At 70.2% G+C, this 15,568-nt stretch carries 10 protein-coding genes and 2 pseudogenes; 7 read left to right on the forward strand and 5 right to left on the reverse strand.

All coding sequences use genetic code 11. From position 1 onward, the window contains the following. Positions 1–60 precede the first annotated feature (60 nt). The 3 genes from ACQEV8_RS06180 (at position 61) to ACQEV8_RS06190 (ending at position 2,059) form a co-directional block, all read left to right on the forward strand. Positions 61–345, forward strand: coding sequence for an AbgT family transporter (locus ACQEV8_RS06180; protein WP_432958033.1), 285 nt, complete (start codon positions 61–63; stop codon positions 343–345). Between the two features lie 457 nt (positions 346–802). Continuing rightward, positions 803–1,045 carry an ArsR/SmtB family transcription factor gene (locus ACQEV8_RS06185; RefSeq protein ID WP_432958035.1) on the forward strand — a complete coding sequence of 81 codons (243 nt, stop codon included), beginning with the start codon at positions 803–805 and terminating at the stop codon, positions 1,043–1,045. 456 nt (positions 1,046–1,501) lie between these two features. Continuing rightward, positions 1,502–2,059, forward strand: coding sequence for a DUF3291 domain-containing protein (locus ACQEV8_RS06190; RefSeq protein ID WP_432958036.1), 558 nt, complete (start codon positions 1,502–1,504; stop codon positions 2,057–2,059). 236 nt (positions 2,060–2,295) lie between these two features. On the opposite strand, the gene ACQEV8_RS06195 is transcribed toward ACQEV8_RS06190, so the two are convergent. Then, positions 2,296–3,240 carry a MerR family transcriptional regulator gene (locus ACQEV8_RS06195; protein ID WP_432972473.1) on the reverse strand — a complete coding sequence of 315 codons (945 nt, stop codon included), beginning with the start codon at positions 3,238–3,240 and terminating at the stop codon, positions 2,296–2,298. Positions 3,241–3,362: 122 nt separating this feature from the next. Between ACQEV8_RS06195 and ACQEV8_RS06200 the strand changes: the two are divergent. Then, a pseudogene (locus ACQEV8_RS06200) lies at positions 3,363–4,885 on the forward strand (alpha/beta hydrolase). Between the two features lie 77 nt (positions 4,886–4,962). Here ACQEV8_RS06200 and ACQEV8_RS06205 read toward each other — a convergent pair. The 4 genes and pseudogenes from ACQEV8_RS06205 to ACQEV8_RS06220 all read right to left on the reverse strand — a co-directional run bounded on the left by ACQEV8_RS06205 (position 4,963) and on the right by ACQEV8_RS06220 (position 13,634). After that, positions 4,963–6,285: an aldehyde dehydrogenase family protein gene (locus ACQEV8_RS06205; protein WP_432958038.1), complete on the reverse strand. Its 1,323-nt coding sequence runs from the start codon at positions 6,283–6,285 to the stop codon at positions 4,963–4,965. 564 nt (positions 6,286–6,849) lie between these two features. After that, the gene (locus ACQEV8_RS06210; RefSeq protein ID WP_432958040.1) at positions 6,850–7,482 is read right to left on the reverse strand and encodes a contact-dependent growth inhibition system immunity protein; all 633 of its coding nucleotides are present in this window, start codon (positions 7,480–7,482) and stop codon (positions 6,850–6,852) included. A gap of 6 nt (positions 7,483–7,488) precedes the next feature. Beyond that, positions 7,489–12,131, reverse strand: a pseudogene (locus ACQEV8_RS06215) (RICIN domain-containing protein). A gap of 1,080 nt (positions 12,132–13,211) precedes the next feature. After that, the gene (locus ACQEV8_RS06220; RefSeq protein WP_432958042.1) at positions 13,212–13,634 is read right to left on the reverse strand and encodes a secondary thiamine-phosphate synthase enzyme YjbQ; all 423 of its coding nucleotides are present in this window, start codon (positions 13,632–13,634) and stop codon (positions 13,212–13,214) included. A 121-nt stretch (positions 13,635–13,755) separates the two neighbouring features. Here ACQEV8_RS06220 and ACQEV8_RS06225 point away from each other — a divergent pair, with 121 nt between their 5' ends. The 3 genes from ACQEV8_RS06225 to ACQEV8_RS06235 all read left to right on the forward strand — a co-directional run bounded on the left by ACQEV8_RS06225 (position 13,756) and on the right by ACQEV8_RS06235 (position 15,556). Next, on the forward strand, positions 13,756–13,839 hold the full coding sequence (locus ACQEV8_RS06225; protein WP_349817350.1) for a putative leader peptide: 84 nt from the start codon (positions 13,756–13,758) through the stop codon (positions 13,837–13,839). Between the two features lie 134 nt (positions 13,840–13,973). Continuing rightward, positions 13,974–14,843, forward strand: a complete 870-nt coding sequence (locus ACQEV8_RS06230) for an ABC transporter permease (protein ID WP_432958044.1) — start codon at positions 13,974–13,976, stop codon at positions 14,841–14,843. Further along, the gene (locus ACQEV8_RS06235; protein ID WP_432958045.1) at positions 14,816–15,556 is read left to right on the forward strand and encodes an ABC transporter ATP-binding protein; all 741 of its coding nucleotides are present in this window, start codon (positions 14,816–14,818) and stop codon (positions 15,554–15,556) included. Before ACQEV8_RS06230 ends, ACQEV8_RS06235 begins: the two co-directional genes overlap by 28 nt. The last annotated feature ends 12 nt before the right edge of the window (positions 15,557–15,568 follow it).

Below are 15,568 nucleotides of genomic sequence, written 5' to 3' on the forward strand. Positions count from 1 at the left end.
TGCGGGGCCCGTCCGGCTACGTCAGGGCGCTCGCTCCTCCTGCGAGCCACACTCGAAGGTGTGGTCGCCCCGGCCCTGGTGCCGATGCTCATGCTGCTCGGCACCAGCCCGGCCACCACCATGGCGCTCTACCGGGTCGCCGACTCCTGTACGAACTCCATCACCCCGATGAGCACCTCGTTCACGCTCTGTGTCGGCTACCTTCAGACCCTGCGCCGCAAGGCGGGCATCGGCACCCTGGCCTCCTTCACCCTGCCCGTTGCCATGATCATGCTGGTGGTCTGGGTGCTGCTGTTCTTCGCCTGGTACCTGCTGGTGGCCGGCCCTCCGCGCTGTCGGAGCTGACGGCTGCCGCCTGTTCTTTCCCCGTACGGTGCCGCTCGCGGCGAGCCTGGACGAGGAGCTCGCGGCCATCGCGGCGCTGCCCGTCGAGGACTCAGTCGAACTGGTGGCGCCCGGGATCCTCGGCTCAGCCGGGCTGCGCGTGCCGCCGGCCCACGAGCTGCGGGCCGGCACCGCCGCCGCCGAGGACTACGCACGCCGTTGCCTGCCGCCGACTGGCGGTCCTCCCCAGCCTTCGGCCGGGGGGACCCCATCTCGCTTCGCTCGCCGGCGGATGTGCTCACCGAGTTGCTGCCGACCGCGGCCCGGGTCGGGCCCGGGCAACGGGTACGGCTGGACAAGCTGCAGATCGACGAGGTGAGGGTGGCCCCGCGGCCCCTCGTCCTCGTCCCCTCCGCCCGGGTGTGGCCGCACCACCCCGGCCGGGGAGCTGACCCTGCGGGATCTGCACGCCCGGCTGATGGCGCTGACCTCGCCCGCCCGGATGGTGCTGTGCCGCCATCTGCTGGGCGAGCCCATCACCACCTCGGAACTCGCCACCCGGCTCGGCTCCAGCGAACCGCAGGTCTCCCGAGCCCTGCGGACCTTGCGCGACGCAGGCCCGGTGCACTCCACCCGGGACGGCGAACTGGTGCGGCACCGGCTCGCCACGGACGTCGTGCAGCGACTGGGCCACGATGTCCTCGCGACCGTGGCGCGGTGAACCGACGGCCGTCCTTGCCTGTCACACCTCTCCCTGGTCGAAGCGCGGGCCCGAGGACGTCTCGCCGCGCGGCCGGGGCGGACGCGTCGGGTGGTCCACAGCAGCGGGCGCCCGTCGGCGGGGCGCGCGTACTGGTGGCTGCGGGTCAGGGTGCACAGCTCGTTCCCCGCCCGCATCGCCGAACCGGCACCGAACCGGCACCGAAGTCCTGATCCCTCCCGGCCGTCCCATGAGGCTGGACGACGGAGCGACTGGGTTCACTGTCAAAGGATGGTTGTTGCAATTCGTCCGAAAGGACCCAATTCACGCAAGGACCTGCGCACGAGGCCACTCGGACAGGGAAATCGCAACTTCGACATGGCTCGCAGAGGTAGCTACCTTCGTCTGTCTTCGGCGGTCGCCGGACGGTCGCCCAGGGTTCCTTCAGGCTGGGCAGCCCCAATCAGGGAGAGACGCATGCCCCAACTTGCTCTGTACACATTCGGTGTCCTGAAGTCACCTCTCGTCGATCCCGGACCTCTCACGCGCGAGTTCTACGACGTTGGTGAGACCGTCTACCGCCAGATCAGTCGGCACCCCGGATACCTCGGGCATGCTGAAGCGGCAGACGGTGACCGGGGCGCGCTCTTCGAGGCGGACTGGGGTGCGTGGGGAGAGTTCGCCGTACCGGCTTGGTACGGCAAAGGCCAGACGCTGGAGACCACCGCCCTGGCGGCGACCCTCTCGCGCTGGACCGGCCTGGGCCCCGCCTTCGAAGCCGTCTACACCGGTCTGCACCGTGAGGCGCTGAACAGACGTCACGACTGGTTCGAGAGGACAGGGCACCCGAATCACGTGTTCTGGTGGGTCTGCGACGGCGTGATACCCACCTGGCGGGACGGGGTTTCCAGGCTGGAGCACCTCCACGGCCACGGCTCCGCGCCGCACGCCTTCACCTTCCACGACTCGTTCGCCCCGGACGGAACTCCGACCAGGATCCGAGGCATCGGGCCGACGAGCGACCAGGTTCGCTGACGAGGAAGCCTGCACGACTGGATTCACTGAAAAGGCGCCGCCCGCGGATGGTCTGCCAGCGGCCGGCTTCTTCCTCCACGACCCGCGTCCGTGCAGCGGCTCGAAGTCAGCGCTGCCCCACCGGACAACTCCCAGCGCCGTCCAGTACACCGGACGCCTCCTGTGCCGGGCCCTCACCGCCGGCATGGCCACCAGCGCCGCCGGGCCGCGGCCCGGACGTGGCGGGCGAGGGCGGCTCACGCTGCTGTGGTGTTGTCCAGCCGCAGTGCCTCGCGCAGCCAGTCGTCCGCGGAGCCCGGGGTCGGCTGCGGGCTGCCGCCCGGCGGAGTCAGGACGATGGCGGCGAGTTCCCAGTACCGGTCCAGGCGCGCCTCGGCCGACAGACGGGCGGCGAGCGAACGGCGGAACTCGCGTGTGTCACGGCTGCGGTAGGCACTCGCGTAAGCCGCGACGTAGGCATCCAGAGCCTCGCCCGGATCTGGGTCGTGTGCCCGGCGCAGGTGGGGGGCCGCGATGTCGAATGCTTCGATGAGGCCCGCATACAGCAGGGCGGCGCCGCGGGGTCCCGCCACGCGGTGCACGACCGGCTGGGGCTGCCGACCGCCCGGGCAGGGAGCCGTCGTCATCGCGTGCAGCCGGGCGAAGGCGAGTACCTGGGACGGGTGCGGCTCGTCGGGTGGCTCGGGGACGGCCGCCTCCAGGAATGCCGCAAGCGCCAGGCGCGGCATCCGCGGTGGCAGCCAGGTGCGCCAGAAGCCGGCCAGTGGTGCGGTGCTAGGAGGGGTGTTCAGCGCGCCGATCAACCTCAGCCGGCCGGCGCGCTGAGCCGGCGGGCAGTCCCGCACCAGTTGGAGTGCCGCTTCCCGCCAGCGCAGGACCTTCACCTCACGGCCGAGCTCGCTCAGACGGCTGTCGAGGGCGCTCTCCAGGGCCCGGTCGGCCGCGTCGTCGCCCTCGATGACTCGGCGTATCTCGGGCAAGGGCAGGTCGAGGGTGCGCAGGGAGCGGATCAGCCGCAGTCGGTCCAGTGCCTGGGGGCCGTAGCGGCGGTGTCCTCCACTGCTGCGAGCGGCTTCGGGGAGCAGACCCTGGTCGGAGTAGAAGCGGACGGTCTTCACGGTGGCTCCGGCGCGCTCGGCGAGCTCCCCGATGCTCCACAACAGCTCATGCGTACCGGACAGTTGAACCTCCCTTAAGGGGAGCTCCTACGGTACCGGTGCGCGGGCGGGGCAGACGCCGTGGCCCGCGAACGATGGCGTACGCGACCGGCGTGGCGTCATGTGACGAGTCCGGGGAGGGCTTTGTGCAGGTGTTCATCATGGTGGCGGGTGCGTTCACCGGGGCCCAAGTCTGGCAGGAGACGGCAGCGCGGCTGGTCGCGGCGGGCAGCGCGGCGCACGCGGTCCCTCTGACGGGCATCGACCCGGCCCGGCCCGGCCCGCCGGCCCACGTCAATCTGGAAACGCACATCGAAGACGTGATCGCGGCTGTAGACGCGGTGGACGTGACCTCCGGGCGGGAGATCGTGCTCGTCGGTCACGACTACGGGATCCACCCGGTGCTCGGCGCCGCCGACCGGCGGGCAGAGCGCATCGCACGCGTCGTGTACCTGGACTGCGGAATGCCGCAGAACGGTGTCCCGGCGCTGGCCGCCGTACCGGACCAGGCTCTGCGCGCGCGCTTGGCCGAACGCGCCGAGGCAGGCGAACGCGAGGGTGTGCTGGCGCCACCGGCCCCTGACGAGTGGGAGCGCTGGGGCAGCACCGACGGCGTCGGCGAGGCAGCCCTGGAGCGGCTGACCGCCCTGGCAGCGCCTCAACCGTTGGGCACCCTGACTCAGCCGCTGCGGCTGGCCGGAGCGGTGGCCGCGATTCCCGTCACCGGCGTGCTGTGCGCCCGGAACGGCGCCACCATCGACCTGGTGCAGATGCGCGTCGACTTCGGCGACCCCGCGCTCGCTGTTCTGACCGAACCTCAGACCACCTTCTTCGAGCTTCCCACCGGGCACTGGCCGATGCTGTCCTGCCCTGCCGCGCTGACAGACGTCCTGCTGCGGGCCGCAGCCGGTGAGGGGCACCGCCTGCGGCCGACCGGCGACGATGCGCCATTGCCCGCCCACCTGCGCCCGTTCCCGCTGGACCTGCCCGAGCTGCCTCGCGACCGCCAGGGTCATGTCGATCTGTACGTCCCCGACGGCGAGAGCCCGCGACCGGCCGTGGTGTTCGTGCACGGCGGACCGGTACCCGCCGGAGCACGGCCGCGCCCGCGGGAATGGCCGACCTTGGTGGGATATGGCCGCCTGGCCGCCACCGAGGGCCTGGTAGGCGCGACCCTCGACCACCGCCTCCACGACCTCGCGGACTACGAACGCGCCGCCGAGGACATCGCCGCCGGGGTGGAACTGGTGCGGGCCGACGCCCGGGTGGACGCCGACCGGATCGCCCTGTGGTTCTTCTCCGGCAGCGGCCTGCTCACCGCGGACTGGCTGGCCCAACCCCCCGCCTGGCTGCGCTGCCTTGCCGCCTCCTATCCCATCCTGGCCCCCCTGCCCGCCTGGGGCTGACCGGCAGCCGCTTCCACCCCGCCAGGGCGGTCGGACGGGCGGGGTCCCTGCCCGTCGTCCTCCTGCGCGCCGGGCGGGAGACACCGGAGATCGCCGCGACCGTCGAGGCGTTCGTGACCGCGGCCGACGACTGCGCGGCGCGACTCGAACTGGTCGACGTCCCGAACGGCCACCATGGGTTCGAAACCCTCAACGCACCGGAGGAGACACGCCCGGCCCTGCACCACGCGATGCGCTCGGTGGTCACCCACCTGACCAGGTGACCCCCATCGGGTAGCGACTGCCGAACGGCGGGTTCAGGGCGGCGGCGCTGTCGCACTCCCCGGACCCGCCGTGGGCGTCAGCGCAGCGGCTTGTCCAGGACCGCCTTGCGGTGGCTGAAGGTCTCGAGGGAGTAGCGGCCGTGATAGTTGCCCATGCCGCTCTCCCCCACCCCGCCGAACGGCAGGTCGGAGACGGTGAGATGGGCCAGCGGCAGGCCGTGGCCCAGTCCGCCCGAGGAGGTCTCGGCGGCGAACCGGCGCCGCGTCTCCCCGGACTCGGTGAAGACGTACAGGGCGAGCGGCTTGTCCCGGTCGTTGATGAAGTCGATCGCCTCGTCGAGGCCGGGGACCGTCACGATCGGCAGGATGGGGCCGAAGATCTCCTCCCGCATCACGGGCGCGTCGGGGTCGACGTCGGCCAGGACGGTGGGCGCGAGGTACTTCGCCGTTCGGTCACTCGTGCCGCCCACGACGGTGCGGCCGGAGTCGAGCAGGCCGGTGAGCCGGTCGAAGTGCCGTTCGTTGATGATCCGCCCGTACTCGCCCGAGTCGGCCGGGTCGCTGCCGTACAGCGTCTTCACGGCGTTCGCGAGCAGCGGTTCCAGAGCCGCCGCGGTCCCCGGATCGGTCAGGACGTAGTCGGGAGCGACGCAGGTCTGTCCGGCGTTGAGGAACTTGCCGCGGGCCAGCCGGTCCGCGACGACGGTCAGGTCGGTGTCACGGTCGACGAACGCCGGTGATTTACCGCCGAGTTCGAGGGTGACCGGGGTGAGGTGCTCGGCGGCGGCGCGCAGCACGATACGGCCGACCGTGCCGTTGCCGGTGTAGAAGATGTGGTCGAAACGCTCGGCCAACAGGGCCGTGGTCTCGGGAACCCCGCCTTCGATCACGGCGACCGCGTCCGCGTCGAGGTAGGCCGGCATCAGCCGGGCCATGACGGCGGAGGTGGCCGGGGACAGCTCGCTCGGCTTGGCGACCACCGCGTTGCCCGCGGCCAGGGCGCCGACGACAGGGGCGAGCAGGAGCTGGGCCGGGTAGTTCCAGGGCGCGATGACGAGGACGACGCCGAGCGGGTCGTACTGCGTCCAGGCCGTCACGTCCGCGCCGAGGTGGGCCGGGGTCGGGGCGGGCTCGGCGCTCAGCCAGCCGGCGAGGTGGTCGAGAGTGTGGTCGATTTCACGGACGGTGAAGTCGATCTCGGTACGGTAGGCCTCGGTGGCGCTCTTACCCAGGTCGGCGTGGAGGGCGGCGGCCACGTCCGCACCGTTCTCCGTGAGCATGTCGCGCAGTCGGCGCAGTTGGGCCGTGCGCCACTCGACGGGCTTGGTACGGCCGGTGCGGAAAGTGGCACGCAGGCGGGCGACGACGTCGGCGGGCTGCTCAGGGGTGGAGTGGCTCACGGGTACCTCACAGGATCACAGTCGGATGTATATACCAACCTTCTGACCGCTCCCCTGGATTCCATCGTTTCCGCCCCAGATTCGTGCCACGCGTCACAGCAGGTCGAGTCCGCCCGCCGATGTTCGAACTGCCGGCCGTCCGGCTCCGCGACCTGGGCGCAGCCACGGACCGCGCTTCGGTGGGACCGGCGGCCGAAACCCAGGACGATCTTGGTTGCCCTGGGTCAACCCAGAAAACTCAAGCGCACCCTGCCGCTCGGGGGGTCCCTGTCGGCGTCCGCCAAACTCCGTTGAGGCAACCGTCACGAGACCCACCGGGCTCCACCCACATGATCGGGAATGGAAGTCCCCAAGATCTCCCAGCGACAGCCGTGAACGTGCGCGCGCTCCTGCACAGCCTCGTCTCCGCCGACCTGGGAGGTTGCCAATGGCCTCGCGCAGGGCTGGTGACTGCCTTACCTCGGGAGCTGCACACCGAGATGGGTATCGTCGCGGTGGACCACGAAGGCGGCCCGCGCCCTTGGCGGAAAGGCGCGGGCCGGGCAATGCGAGCCGGGTGTCGGCCTACGTGTCCACGAGGTACTTGATGTCGCTCACGACGTACTCCCCGTAGTGGAACGCGTTCCCCAGTGCCTCCAACCTCGCGTACTGCTCCCTCGACAGATACAGGTACTCCGGGGACAACGAAGCACTCTTCATGGGCAGAGCTCGCAGGAGCAGCCTGAGAGCGAGATCGGGAGTGCAACTGCGGGCGCACTCGGCCAGTGCATCCGTCACCTCCGTGTCCAGGACGCTCCTGAACTCGTGCACTTCCGCGAGGACGTCACCGGCCAGCTCCACGCCCCCGTACCGGTCGGCTTCGGAGAGAGCCGGGGTGTCCGCGCGGCGGGACAGCCACGCATCGCACACCCCGATCACCTGCCGCATCCACTCGTCGCCTTCCCCGACATGGCGCTGGAAGAAGGACTCCGTCGCTTCCGCGCCCCCCTTCCACAACGCCTTGATCTGGGCCGAGGTGAGATGGTCGAGGAGCAGCCGGGCGTCACGCCGCACCGACAGCACGGCTGCCGGCTCAAGCTCCTCCACGAACTCGTTGGCCACCGCTTCTGCCGGCGTCGAGGCGTCGAGCTTCCAGTCCTGGTGGAAGAATCCCATGATCCACGGGACGCCGAACATGAACTCCGTGTGTCGCTCCATCACATGTCACCCTGGGTAGCCGGTGAAGACGTAGAAGCCACTCTTATGACCGGGGGCGCGTTTCAGGACGAGGGTGTACCGGTTTCCGGCCTGGGTGACCGTCCTTCCGTCCGGATGGGCGACCCAGCCGAGAGAGTTTCTCGCTCCGAACGTACCGGTCAACGTCTTCTTCTGATCCGAGCCACGAAGCCACCTCGAGATCTCCCCTGCCTTGTTGACGACCGCGTAGTCCACGACCTGCTGTGCCGTCTGCAGGTCGATGAACACACTGACTTTCTCACCGTCGGCCTGGGCCATCGCGAGCGCTTCGGCCTGGTCCTGGTCCACATGCTTCTTGAGAATGTGAGCCTGGCCGGGGAACCGGCCTTCGTCGGCGATGAGGTCGTTGCAGTTGTGGACCAGGACCGGCGTGTCGTCCGCCACGGCGTAGAACGTGTGCAGGCCGGACACGGTCAGGTCGTACACGGTCCGGGGCGTCGCATCGTCCCGGTCACGCAGTGCGGTGACCGTGCGAAGCGTGCCGTCCGGCGTGCGCAGGCGGTCGCCGGTGCGCAGGTCGGAGGCGAGAGTCCAGCCGCGGCCGACGACGAAGACCTGGTGACCCGGTGTACTCGTGAGACTTCCCCCATCCGCCAGGATGATGTCCAGCAGGTCCTCGGTGGTGTGGGAGAACGTGCGGGTGACCGTCTCACCCCGTGTGGTTCCGGTTCCGGGGTCGGTGGCCAGGAGCAGGTCGCCGAACCGCACCTCCCGGATCGGCTTGCGGCTGCCGTCGGCGAGGACCACTTCGGTTCCGCCGGGGAAGCTGTTGGTCCGGCAGGCCGTCCGCGCCTCCTCGAACCTGTCCACCGTCCGCTCGATGTCGGCGAGGGTCTCCGGGTCGACGTCCAGTTCCTTCAGGGACTTCAGCGCATCGTCGACTCCGTCCCCGCGCCGCAGGGCGGTGTTCAGGGCACGGACCGCGTCGGCGATCTTCTCGAAGGTCTTGCCCGGGATGAAGTTGGACGCGGCCCAGGCGCAGTCGCCGTAGCTGCCCGAGCCGTCACCGTTCAGCTTGTGGTAGCAGCCGGTGAAGTCGCCGATGATCGAGTCGTAGAGGCCCTTCCACAGGTTCTTGGTCGCCTCCCAGGAGGAGACCTTGACCGTCTTGGTCAGGTTCGGGAACGTCTTCGTGGTGAGGAAGAACGTGTCCTCGGCGGGGCAGCCGGACTCGGTGGCGGGCACGTCCGGGTTGGCGCAGAGGTAGTAGCTGACGACGGCGTCGAAGGTGACCTCGTACACCAGGTCGCACGGAAGGCGCGAGCAGTCGTCGGGCAGACGCTGCGGGTCTCCCTTCTGCTTGAGGTCGTCGATGACGGAGAAGACCCCGCCGACCCCGGTGCCCGCGCCCGCCTGCACCTGCTTGTTCGCGTCCTCGCGGCCGGCCTGGTCGGCCGCCTGCTGGGCCGAGTCCGCGTACTTCTGGGCGTCCTTGGCCGCTTCCTCGGCCTCGGTCGCGGCGGCATCGGCGCGTTCGGCTGCGTCGCGGGCGTCCTTGGCCGCCTGCTCGGCCTCCGAGGCCGCGGCGCGGGCCGCTGCGGCGTCGAGGGCGGCCTGGTCGGCTGCGTCGCGGGCGTCCTTGGCGTAGCCCTCGGCGCGGCCGGCTGCCTTGTCGGCGGCGGCTGCGTCCTCGGTGGCCTGGCGCTGGTACTCGATCGAACGGGCCAGTGACTGGCTGGCCTTGGACGCGGCCAGGGCGGCGTCGGCGGCGTAGCCGAGGGCTTCCTTGGCGTAGCCGCGTGCGTCGGCCGCGTGCCCTGCCGCGTTGGCCGCGTGCTGGTAGGCGGCCTTGGCGTCACCCTTCGCCTGCTCGGCGAGGGCCTTGGCGGCGGCTGCTTCCTCCTGGGCGTTCTTGGCGTGGGCGTCGGCGACGGCCTTCTGCTGCTCGGCGATCGACTTCGACGCCTGCCCGGTCAGGACGACCAGTCCGGCGGCCGAGTCGGTGGTGACGTAGGGCGAGCCGAGCTGGATCGCGTCGTTGGCCGGCTGGGCGACCTGCGCGGCCGCGTTGCCCGCGTCCACCGCGGCCTGGGCGGTGACGTGGGCGAAGCCTGCTGCCTTGGCCGAGGCCACCACGGCCTTGGCTGCCTCCTTGTTCGCCTCGTCCGCCTGGGACTTGGCGGTCTTGGCGTGCTGTTCCGCCTCATCGGCCAACTCGACAGCCGTCTTCGCCTCGGCGGCGGCGTGCGCGGCGGCCTTGATGGCATCGGCCACAGCGGCGGTCGAGGTCTTCACCGCGGCATCCGCCCGCAGCTTCGCCGCCTGAGCAGCGTCCGCGTGGGCGCGGGCGCGCTTGGCGGCCGCCTCGGCACGGGTGGCGGCAGCGTCCGCGTCCGCTGCGGCCTGGGTTGCGGCGTCGGCCTCGGAACGCGCCCTGCCCGCCGCGGCTTCGGCATCGTCGGCGTGTCCGTCCGCCGCGTCGGCAGCCGCCCTGGACTCCTTCGCGTTGCTGTCGGACTCGTGGGCCTGGGCGTACGCGTCCTTGGCCGCGGCCTTGGCCCGGGCGGCGTTGGCCTTGTGCTCGGCGTCCCACGCATCGTCCCGCTTGGCCTTGGCGTTGTCGCGGGCCTCGACGGCGGCGTTCTTCTTCTCGACCGCGGTGCCTTCGGCGGCTTCGGCCTTCTCCTTGGCCTCCTTCGCGTTCGACGCTTCCGCCTGGGCGTTCTCCTTGTGGCGGGCTGCCTCGGCCTGCTTGGCCTCGGCGGTCTCCTTCTCCGTCTTCGCGGTCTTCTCTTCGGCTTCCGCGGCCAGCCGCTCGGCGTGCGCGTCGGCCGCAGCCGCCTTCGCGTCACCCTCCGCCTTCAAGGCGACGGCGAGCTTGGCCTCGGCGGTCTCCTTGTCCTTCTTGGCGTTGTCGCGGTGCACCTTCGCGGCGTCCGCTGCGGCCTTGGCCTGCCACTCGGCCGCCTCCGCGGCCTTCTTACGGAACTCCGCCTTCGCCTGCGCGGCCTGAGCCAGCGCACGCTGCGTGATCGTCTCACTGTCCGCGGCCGCGGCACGGGTGGCCGCCTCAGCGGTCTCACCGGCCTTCACCATGGCCGTCAGCGCAGCCGCCGCACCCTTGGTGACCTGCGCCTTCTGCTGACCCACCAGCAGACCACGACCCCGCGGAGCACCCGCCTGGTCAGCGATCGTGTAGGCGGCCTGCTCGGCGGTGTCGGAAGTGGTGACGGCCTTCTGCGCTGCCCCAGCTGGGCCTTCAGCACAGCGAGCTGCTTCTTCGCCGCCGCCTGAGCGGCCGTGACACCGGCCTTGGCCTTGTCGAACTGTGCCTTCGGCGGAACCGTCCCGGTGTGCCCGGACGGCTTGATTCGGTACTTCTGCGAGTTGCCGCCGGAGCACGTCCACAGCCGACCGTCAGTGCTGTTCGTGAAGTTGGCCAGGTCCAGGCACTTGTCCGTGGCGGTGTTCTTCAGGGCCGTGGCGGCGCGCAGGTTGTACTCCCACGTCTGCGCCGGGGAACTGTTGCACGTCCAGATCTGGATCTTCGTGCCGTTCGCCTCGTTGGTCCCCGACACATCAAGGCACTTCAGGGAGTTGACGTTGCGCAGGTGCAGGCCCTTGTCGTCGCCGTAGACCTCCCACTGCTGCTGCGCCTTGCCGTTGCAGGTGTAGATCTGCACCGGCGAACCGTTGGTCTTCGCACCACCCGGGATGTCGAGGCACTTGCCCGACGCGCCCGGCACCTCGATCACCGCCGGCGCGTCACCGACGTAGCCGACGCCGCCCGCGGACCAGTAGTCCTGCCAACGCGTGAGGTGGTCGGCCGTCCAGGAGTGGCCCAGCATGTCGCCCAGCGCCTTCGCGCCCGCGGCCAGCGCCGTGGTGGCGTCCTTGTTCGCGCCCAGGATCTGGTTGCGCTGCGCGGTCTGCGAGGAGACCTCCTGCTGCCACTCGGCGGCGGCCGTCGAGGAGATGTCGCCCAGCACCTTGCTCGGGTCGATCGGGTCACGCCACGCGCACGCCGAGAACCGGCTCTTCAGGTCCTCGACCGCGATGCGGTACTCCGCCGTGCCCGGCTGCGGGGCCGTACGGGGGAAGCCACCGGAGGCGAGGAAGAGACGGGCGTTGTCCGCGCCGGTGGGCTCCAGCGACCAGTCGGACAGGTGCTCGAAGGCGGCCTGCTCGGCGAGCGCACGATTCCACTCGTCACTGGGAAGGCCCGGATCCGGGTCCTTGCCGTACAGCGGGGCACCGAGGTCCTTCACGGCCTTGACCGTCGCCGCGTCAGCGCTCGGGGTGGAGTCCTGGTAGAAGTCGTCCTCGTCCTTCCAGAACCGCTCCGCGGTCCACTTCGTCAGGCCGGTCTGGCCATAGAAGTCGTCCTTGCCGTCATTGGCCGTTCCAGGAGGCCAGTGGAAGCCGGTCTCGGTGAAGCCGGCCGGAGTGGTCAGCCCGGTAAGGGGCTTGCCCCACCCGTCCCGCAGCGTGTTGAGGGCGTTCAGCTCCTTGCTCGCCGCGTCCTTGTCCTTCTGGTACGCCGCGGAGAGCGGGGTGTTCTCCCAGTGGTCCCGGTTGGCCAGCTCACGCAGCTTCGCCGGAGTCTGGTTGAGACCGTCCTGCGCCGTCGTGGCCATCGACGGCCCACCCAGGCGCAGCACATCGGCCATCAGGCACTGGTCCTGCCGCAACTGCTCGGCAGCCGTGTCCTCGTTCCAGTCGTACGAGTCGTTCGCCGCCGCGGACTTCGCCGCGGTCAACTGGAGCACGTCCGGCTGGACAGCCAGACCGCTCAGCACGGAGACGGCCACGACGGACGTGACGGCGGGAGTGAGGAAGCCGGATTTTCTTGATCTGGTACTGGTTCTGGAGCTGAAGAACCCTGGTCTCGGGCGCAACAGAGCATCCCTTCATCGCAAAGGAAGGCAGGCGGGGGCGACGACCGTCCCAAGAGGCGGAAGCGACAGGTGAGATCAGGCCGTCGTCTCGGTACGGAGACCGGAGAAAAGGGCGCAGCAGACTGGAACGGCATGCGTGACGTGCCGGAATCGCGGCATGACGACCAACCTCTCCCCGTGGCGACACCGTTCCCCCGGCCGCCGGTTGACACGCGCGATGGCGGAGTGGTCAGAAGCCGCCCGTCGCGACGATCACCATACGCGCACATGAAAGGGACAGGACAAGTCACATCTTGATGTCGGAGTTGGCTGGCGCAAACGTGCCAGTCGAGGCTCACGGATCTCGACGTGGACAACTTCCGTGCTCAAGCTCGGGATTACCTGTGAAGCAGACGTGAAGGCCTGTCAAGTTGGCGCGATTACCGCATCAAAATTGACCGGAAGTTACCCATGGTCGACCGACCAGGTCACGGATTCGCCGGAAGTACGGCCACGTCGGTCGCCTCACTGGGGACCCTCGCGCGATGTGGGAGAGCAGTCGTTGGACTGCCGGCCCGTCCCCGTCGACCTTGAACGCGGAGACGTCCGGTCGGGCCCCTGGAGGAGCGGCACCGTGGAAGAACCCGGGCACCTGACCAGGCTGCGGCTGTCCGCAACCACAGTTGTGGGACGGCCTTGGGGTGCTGAGGGCTGAACGGGTGTGGACAGAGACGTTCACGGGGCTGCGGATGACCCAGTTCGCGCGGGGCGTCGAGAGCACCGGGCTGTCGGCGGCGTCCCGTGCCGGCGGGCATTGGAGACACCCCGTTTCACCGGTCACCCCGGTCACCCCGGTCACCCCGGTCACCCCGGTCACCCCAGGAAACTCAACCTCACCTGACGGTTGGGATTGTCCTTATTGGTGTCCACCAGACAGACCGACTGCCACGTGCCCAGCTCCAGCCGGCCGTCCAGCACCGGCAGGGTCGCGTGGGGCGGGACGAGGGCGGGCAGGACGTGGTCGCGCCCGTGGCCGGGGCTGCCGTGCCGGTGCTGCCAGCGGTCGTCGGCGGGCAGCAGCGTGTGCAGCGCGGCCAGGAGATCGTCGTCGCTCCCGGCACCGGTCTCGAGGACCGCGATCCCGGCAGTTGCGTGGGGCACGAAAACGTTGAGGAGGCCGTCGCGCCCGGCGGCCGCCTCGCGCAGGAAGGACTCGCAGTCGCCGGTGATGTCGACGACCTTCTCCGTGGAGCCGGAGGTGATGTTCAGGACTCGGGTGGTGAAGACATCTGACATGCCTCCATCCTGACGCACCCACGGGGGTTCACCAGGTCACGCCGGACCGAGTGGCGATACCGGCGTCCACTGGACGAGACACCGTTGACCGTGCGCATGCCACCTGGCTAGGTTCAGCCGCATGTTGCGTTCAGCCCTGCTCACCACGCGCGGTCACATCGACCTGCTGCGGGTGGCCTCCGCCGCGTGTCGCCGCGGCTGCTGACGCCCTTCCTTCTCCTCACCCTTCCTCACCTCGCCTTCGTCGCACCTGTCCGCCGATCGCTCCTGATCCCGTGGGCGCGGCGATGACGAGGCGTGCCTCCAACGGCCCTCGCTCTCCCCCTGTGGAGCCCCTTCATGAGCATCAGCCATGCCCCGCCGAGGTCATCGGCACCCGACATTTCACCCAAGTCGGTCTCTGGCCTCGATCTCCAGCCCCTCGTCCCCACCTCCTCCCGCCGCACCCGCGTCCCCCGCTGGCTGCGCCGCGCCACCGGCCCGGCCCTGCTGCTGGTGTTGTGGCAACTCCTCAGCGGCACGGGCGCGTTGCCGCCGGACGTGCTGGCATCGCCCGGCCGTATCGCCCAGGTCGCCGGGGACATGGTCGCCGACGGTTCGCTGCCCGCGGCCATGGGCACCTCACTCCAGCGAGTCGCGGCCGGGCTGCTGTTCGGTCTGGTCGTCGGCACCGGACTCGCCCTGCTCTCGGGCCTGTTCAGGATCGGCGAGGACCTCGTGGACGCGCCCCTGCAGATGCTGCGGACCGTGCCGTTCGTGGGTCTCATCCCGCTGTTCATCATCTGGTTCGGCATCGGCGAGGCCCCCAAGGTCGCCATCATCACGCTCGGCGTGACCTTCCCGCTCTACCTCAACGTCTACGCCGGCATCCGTGGCGTGGACGCCCAGTTGATCGAGGCCGGGGAGTCCCTCGGACTGTCGCGATGGGGCCTCGTACGGCATGTCGTGCTGCCGGGTGCGCTGCCGAGCGCGATGACCGGTCTGCGCTACTCCCTCGGCATCGCCTGGCTCGCACTGGTCTTCGCCGAGCAGGTCAACGCCGACTCCGGCATCGGGTTCCTCATGGTGCAGGCGCGGGACTTCCTGCGGACCGACGTGATCGTGGTCTGCCTGGTCGTCTACGCCTTCCTCGGCCTGCTCGCCGACTTCATCGTCCGCTCTCTCGAAAAGGTGCTGCTGCAATGGCGACCGACGTTCACCGGCCGGTGACCCCCCAGGCCGTCCATGTCGACGGGCTCACCCGCTCCTTCGACGGCCGTGCCGTCATCGAGGACCTGCGACTGGACGTCGAGCCGGGCGAGTTCGTGGCCCTGCTCGGCCGCAGCGGCTGCGGCAAGTCGACGCTGCTGCGCATCCTCGCCGGGCTCGACCGCGACATCGAGGGCAGCGTCCTGGTTCCGCGCCGCAAGGCCGTCGCCTTCCAGGCACCGCGGCTGATGCCGTGGAAGAAGGTGTGGCGCAACGTCCTGCTGGGTCTGCCCGGCAAGCCCGAACGGGCCGTCGCCGAGCAGGCCCTCGACGAGGTCGGCCTCGGCCGCCGCTCGGACGCCTGGCCCAAGACCCTGTCCGGCGGCGAAGCCCAACGCGCCTCCCTGGCAAGGGCGTTGGTGCGCGAACCCGATCTGTTGCTGCTCGACGAGCCGTTCGGCGCGCTCGACGCGCTCACCCGCATCAAGGTTCAGCGGCTGGTCGGCGAGCTGTGGCAGCGCCGGGGGTGCGCGGTGCTTCTCGTCACCCACGACGTGGAGGAGGCCGTCCTGCTCGCCGACCGCGTCCTGGTGATGGACAACGGCGTCATCGCCCACGAGCAGCACATCGACCTCGACCGTCCCCGCGGCATCGCCGACCCGCGCTTCGCCACGCTGCGCGCCGGCCTCCTCGAACGCCTGGGCGTCGAGGAGGCGGCAGCCGAAGCCGCCTGAACCGCCCCGCGC

The organism is Streptomyces sp. CA-179760, assembly GCF_050937045.1.
Taxonomy (GTDB): domain Bacteria; phylum Actinomycetota; class Actinomycetes; order Streptomycetales; family Streptomycetaceae; genus Streptomyces.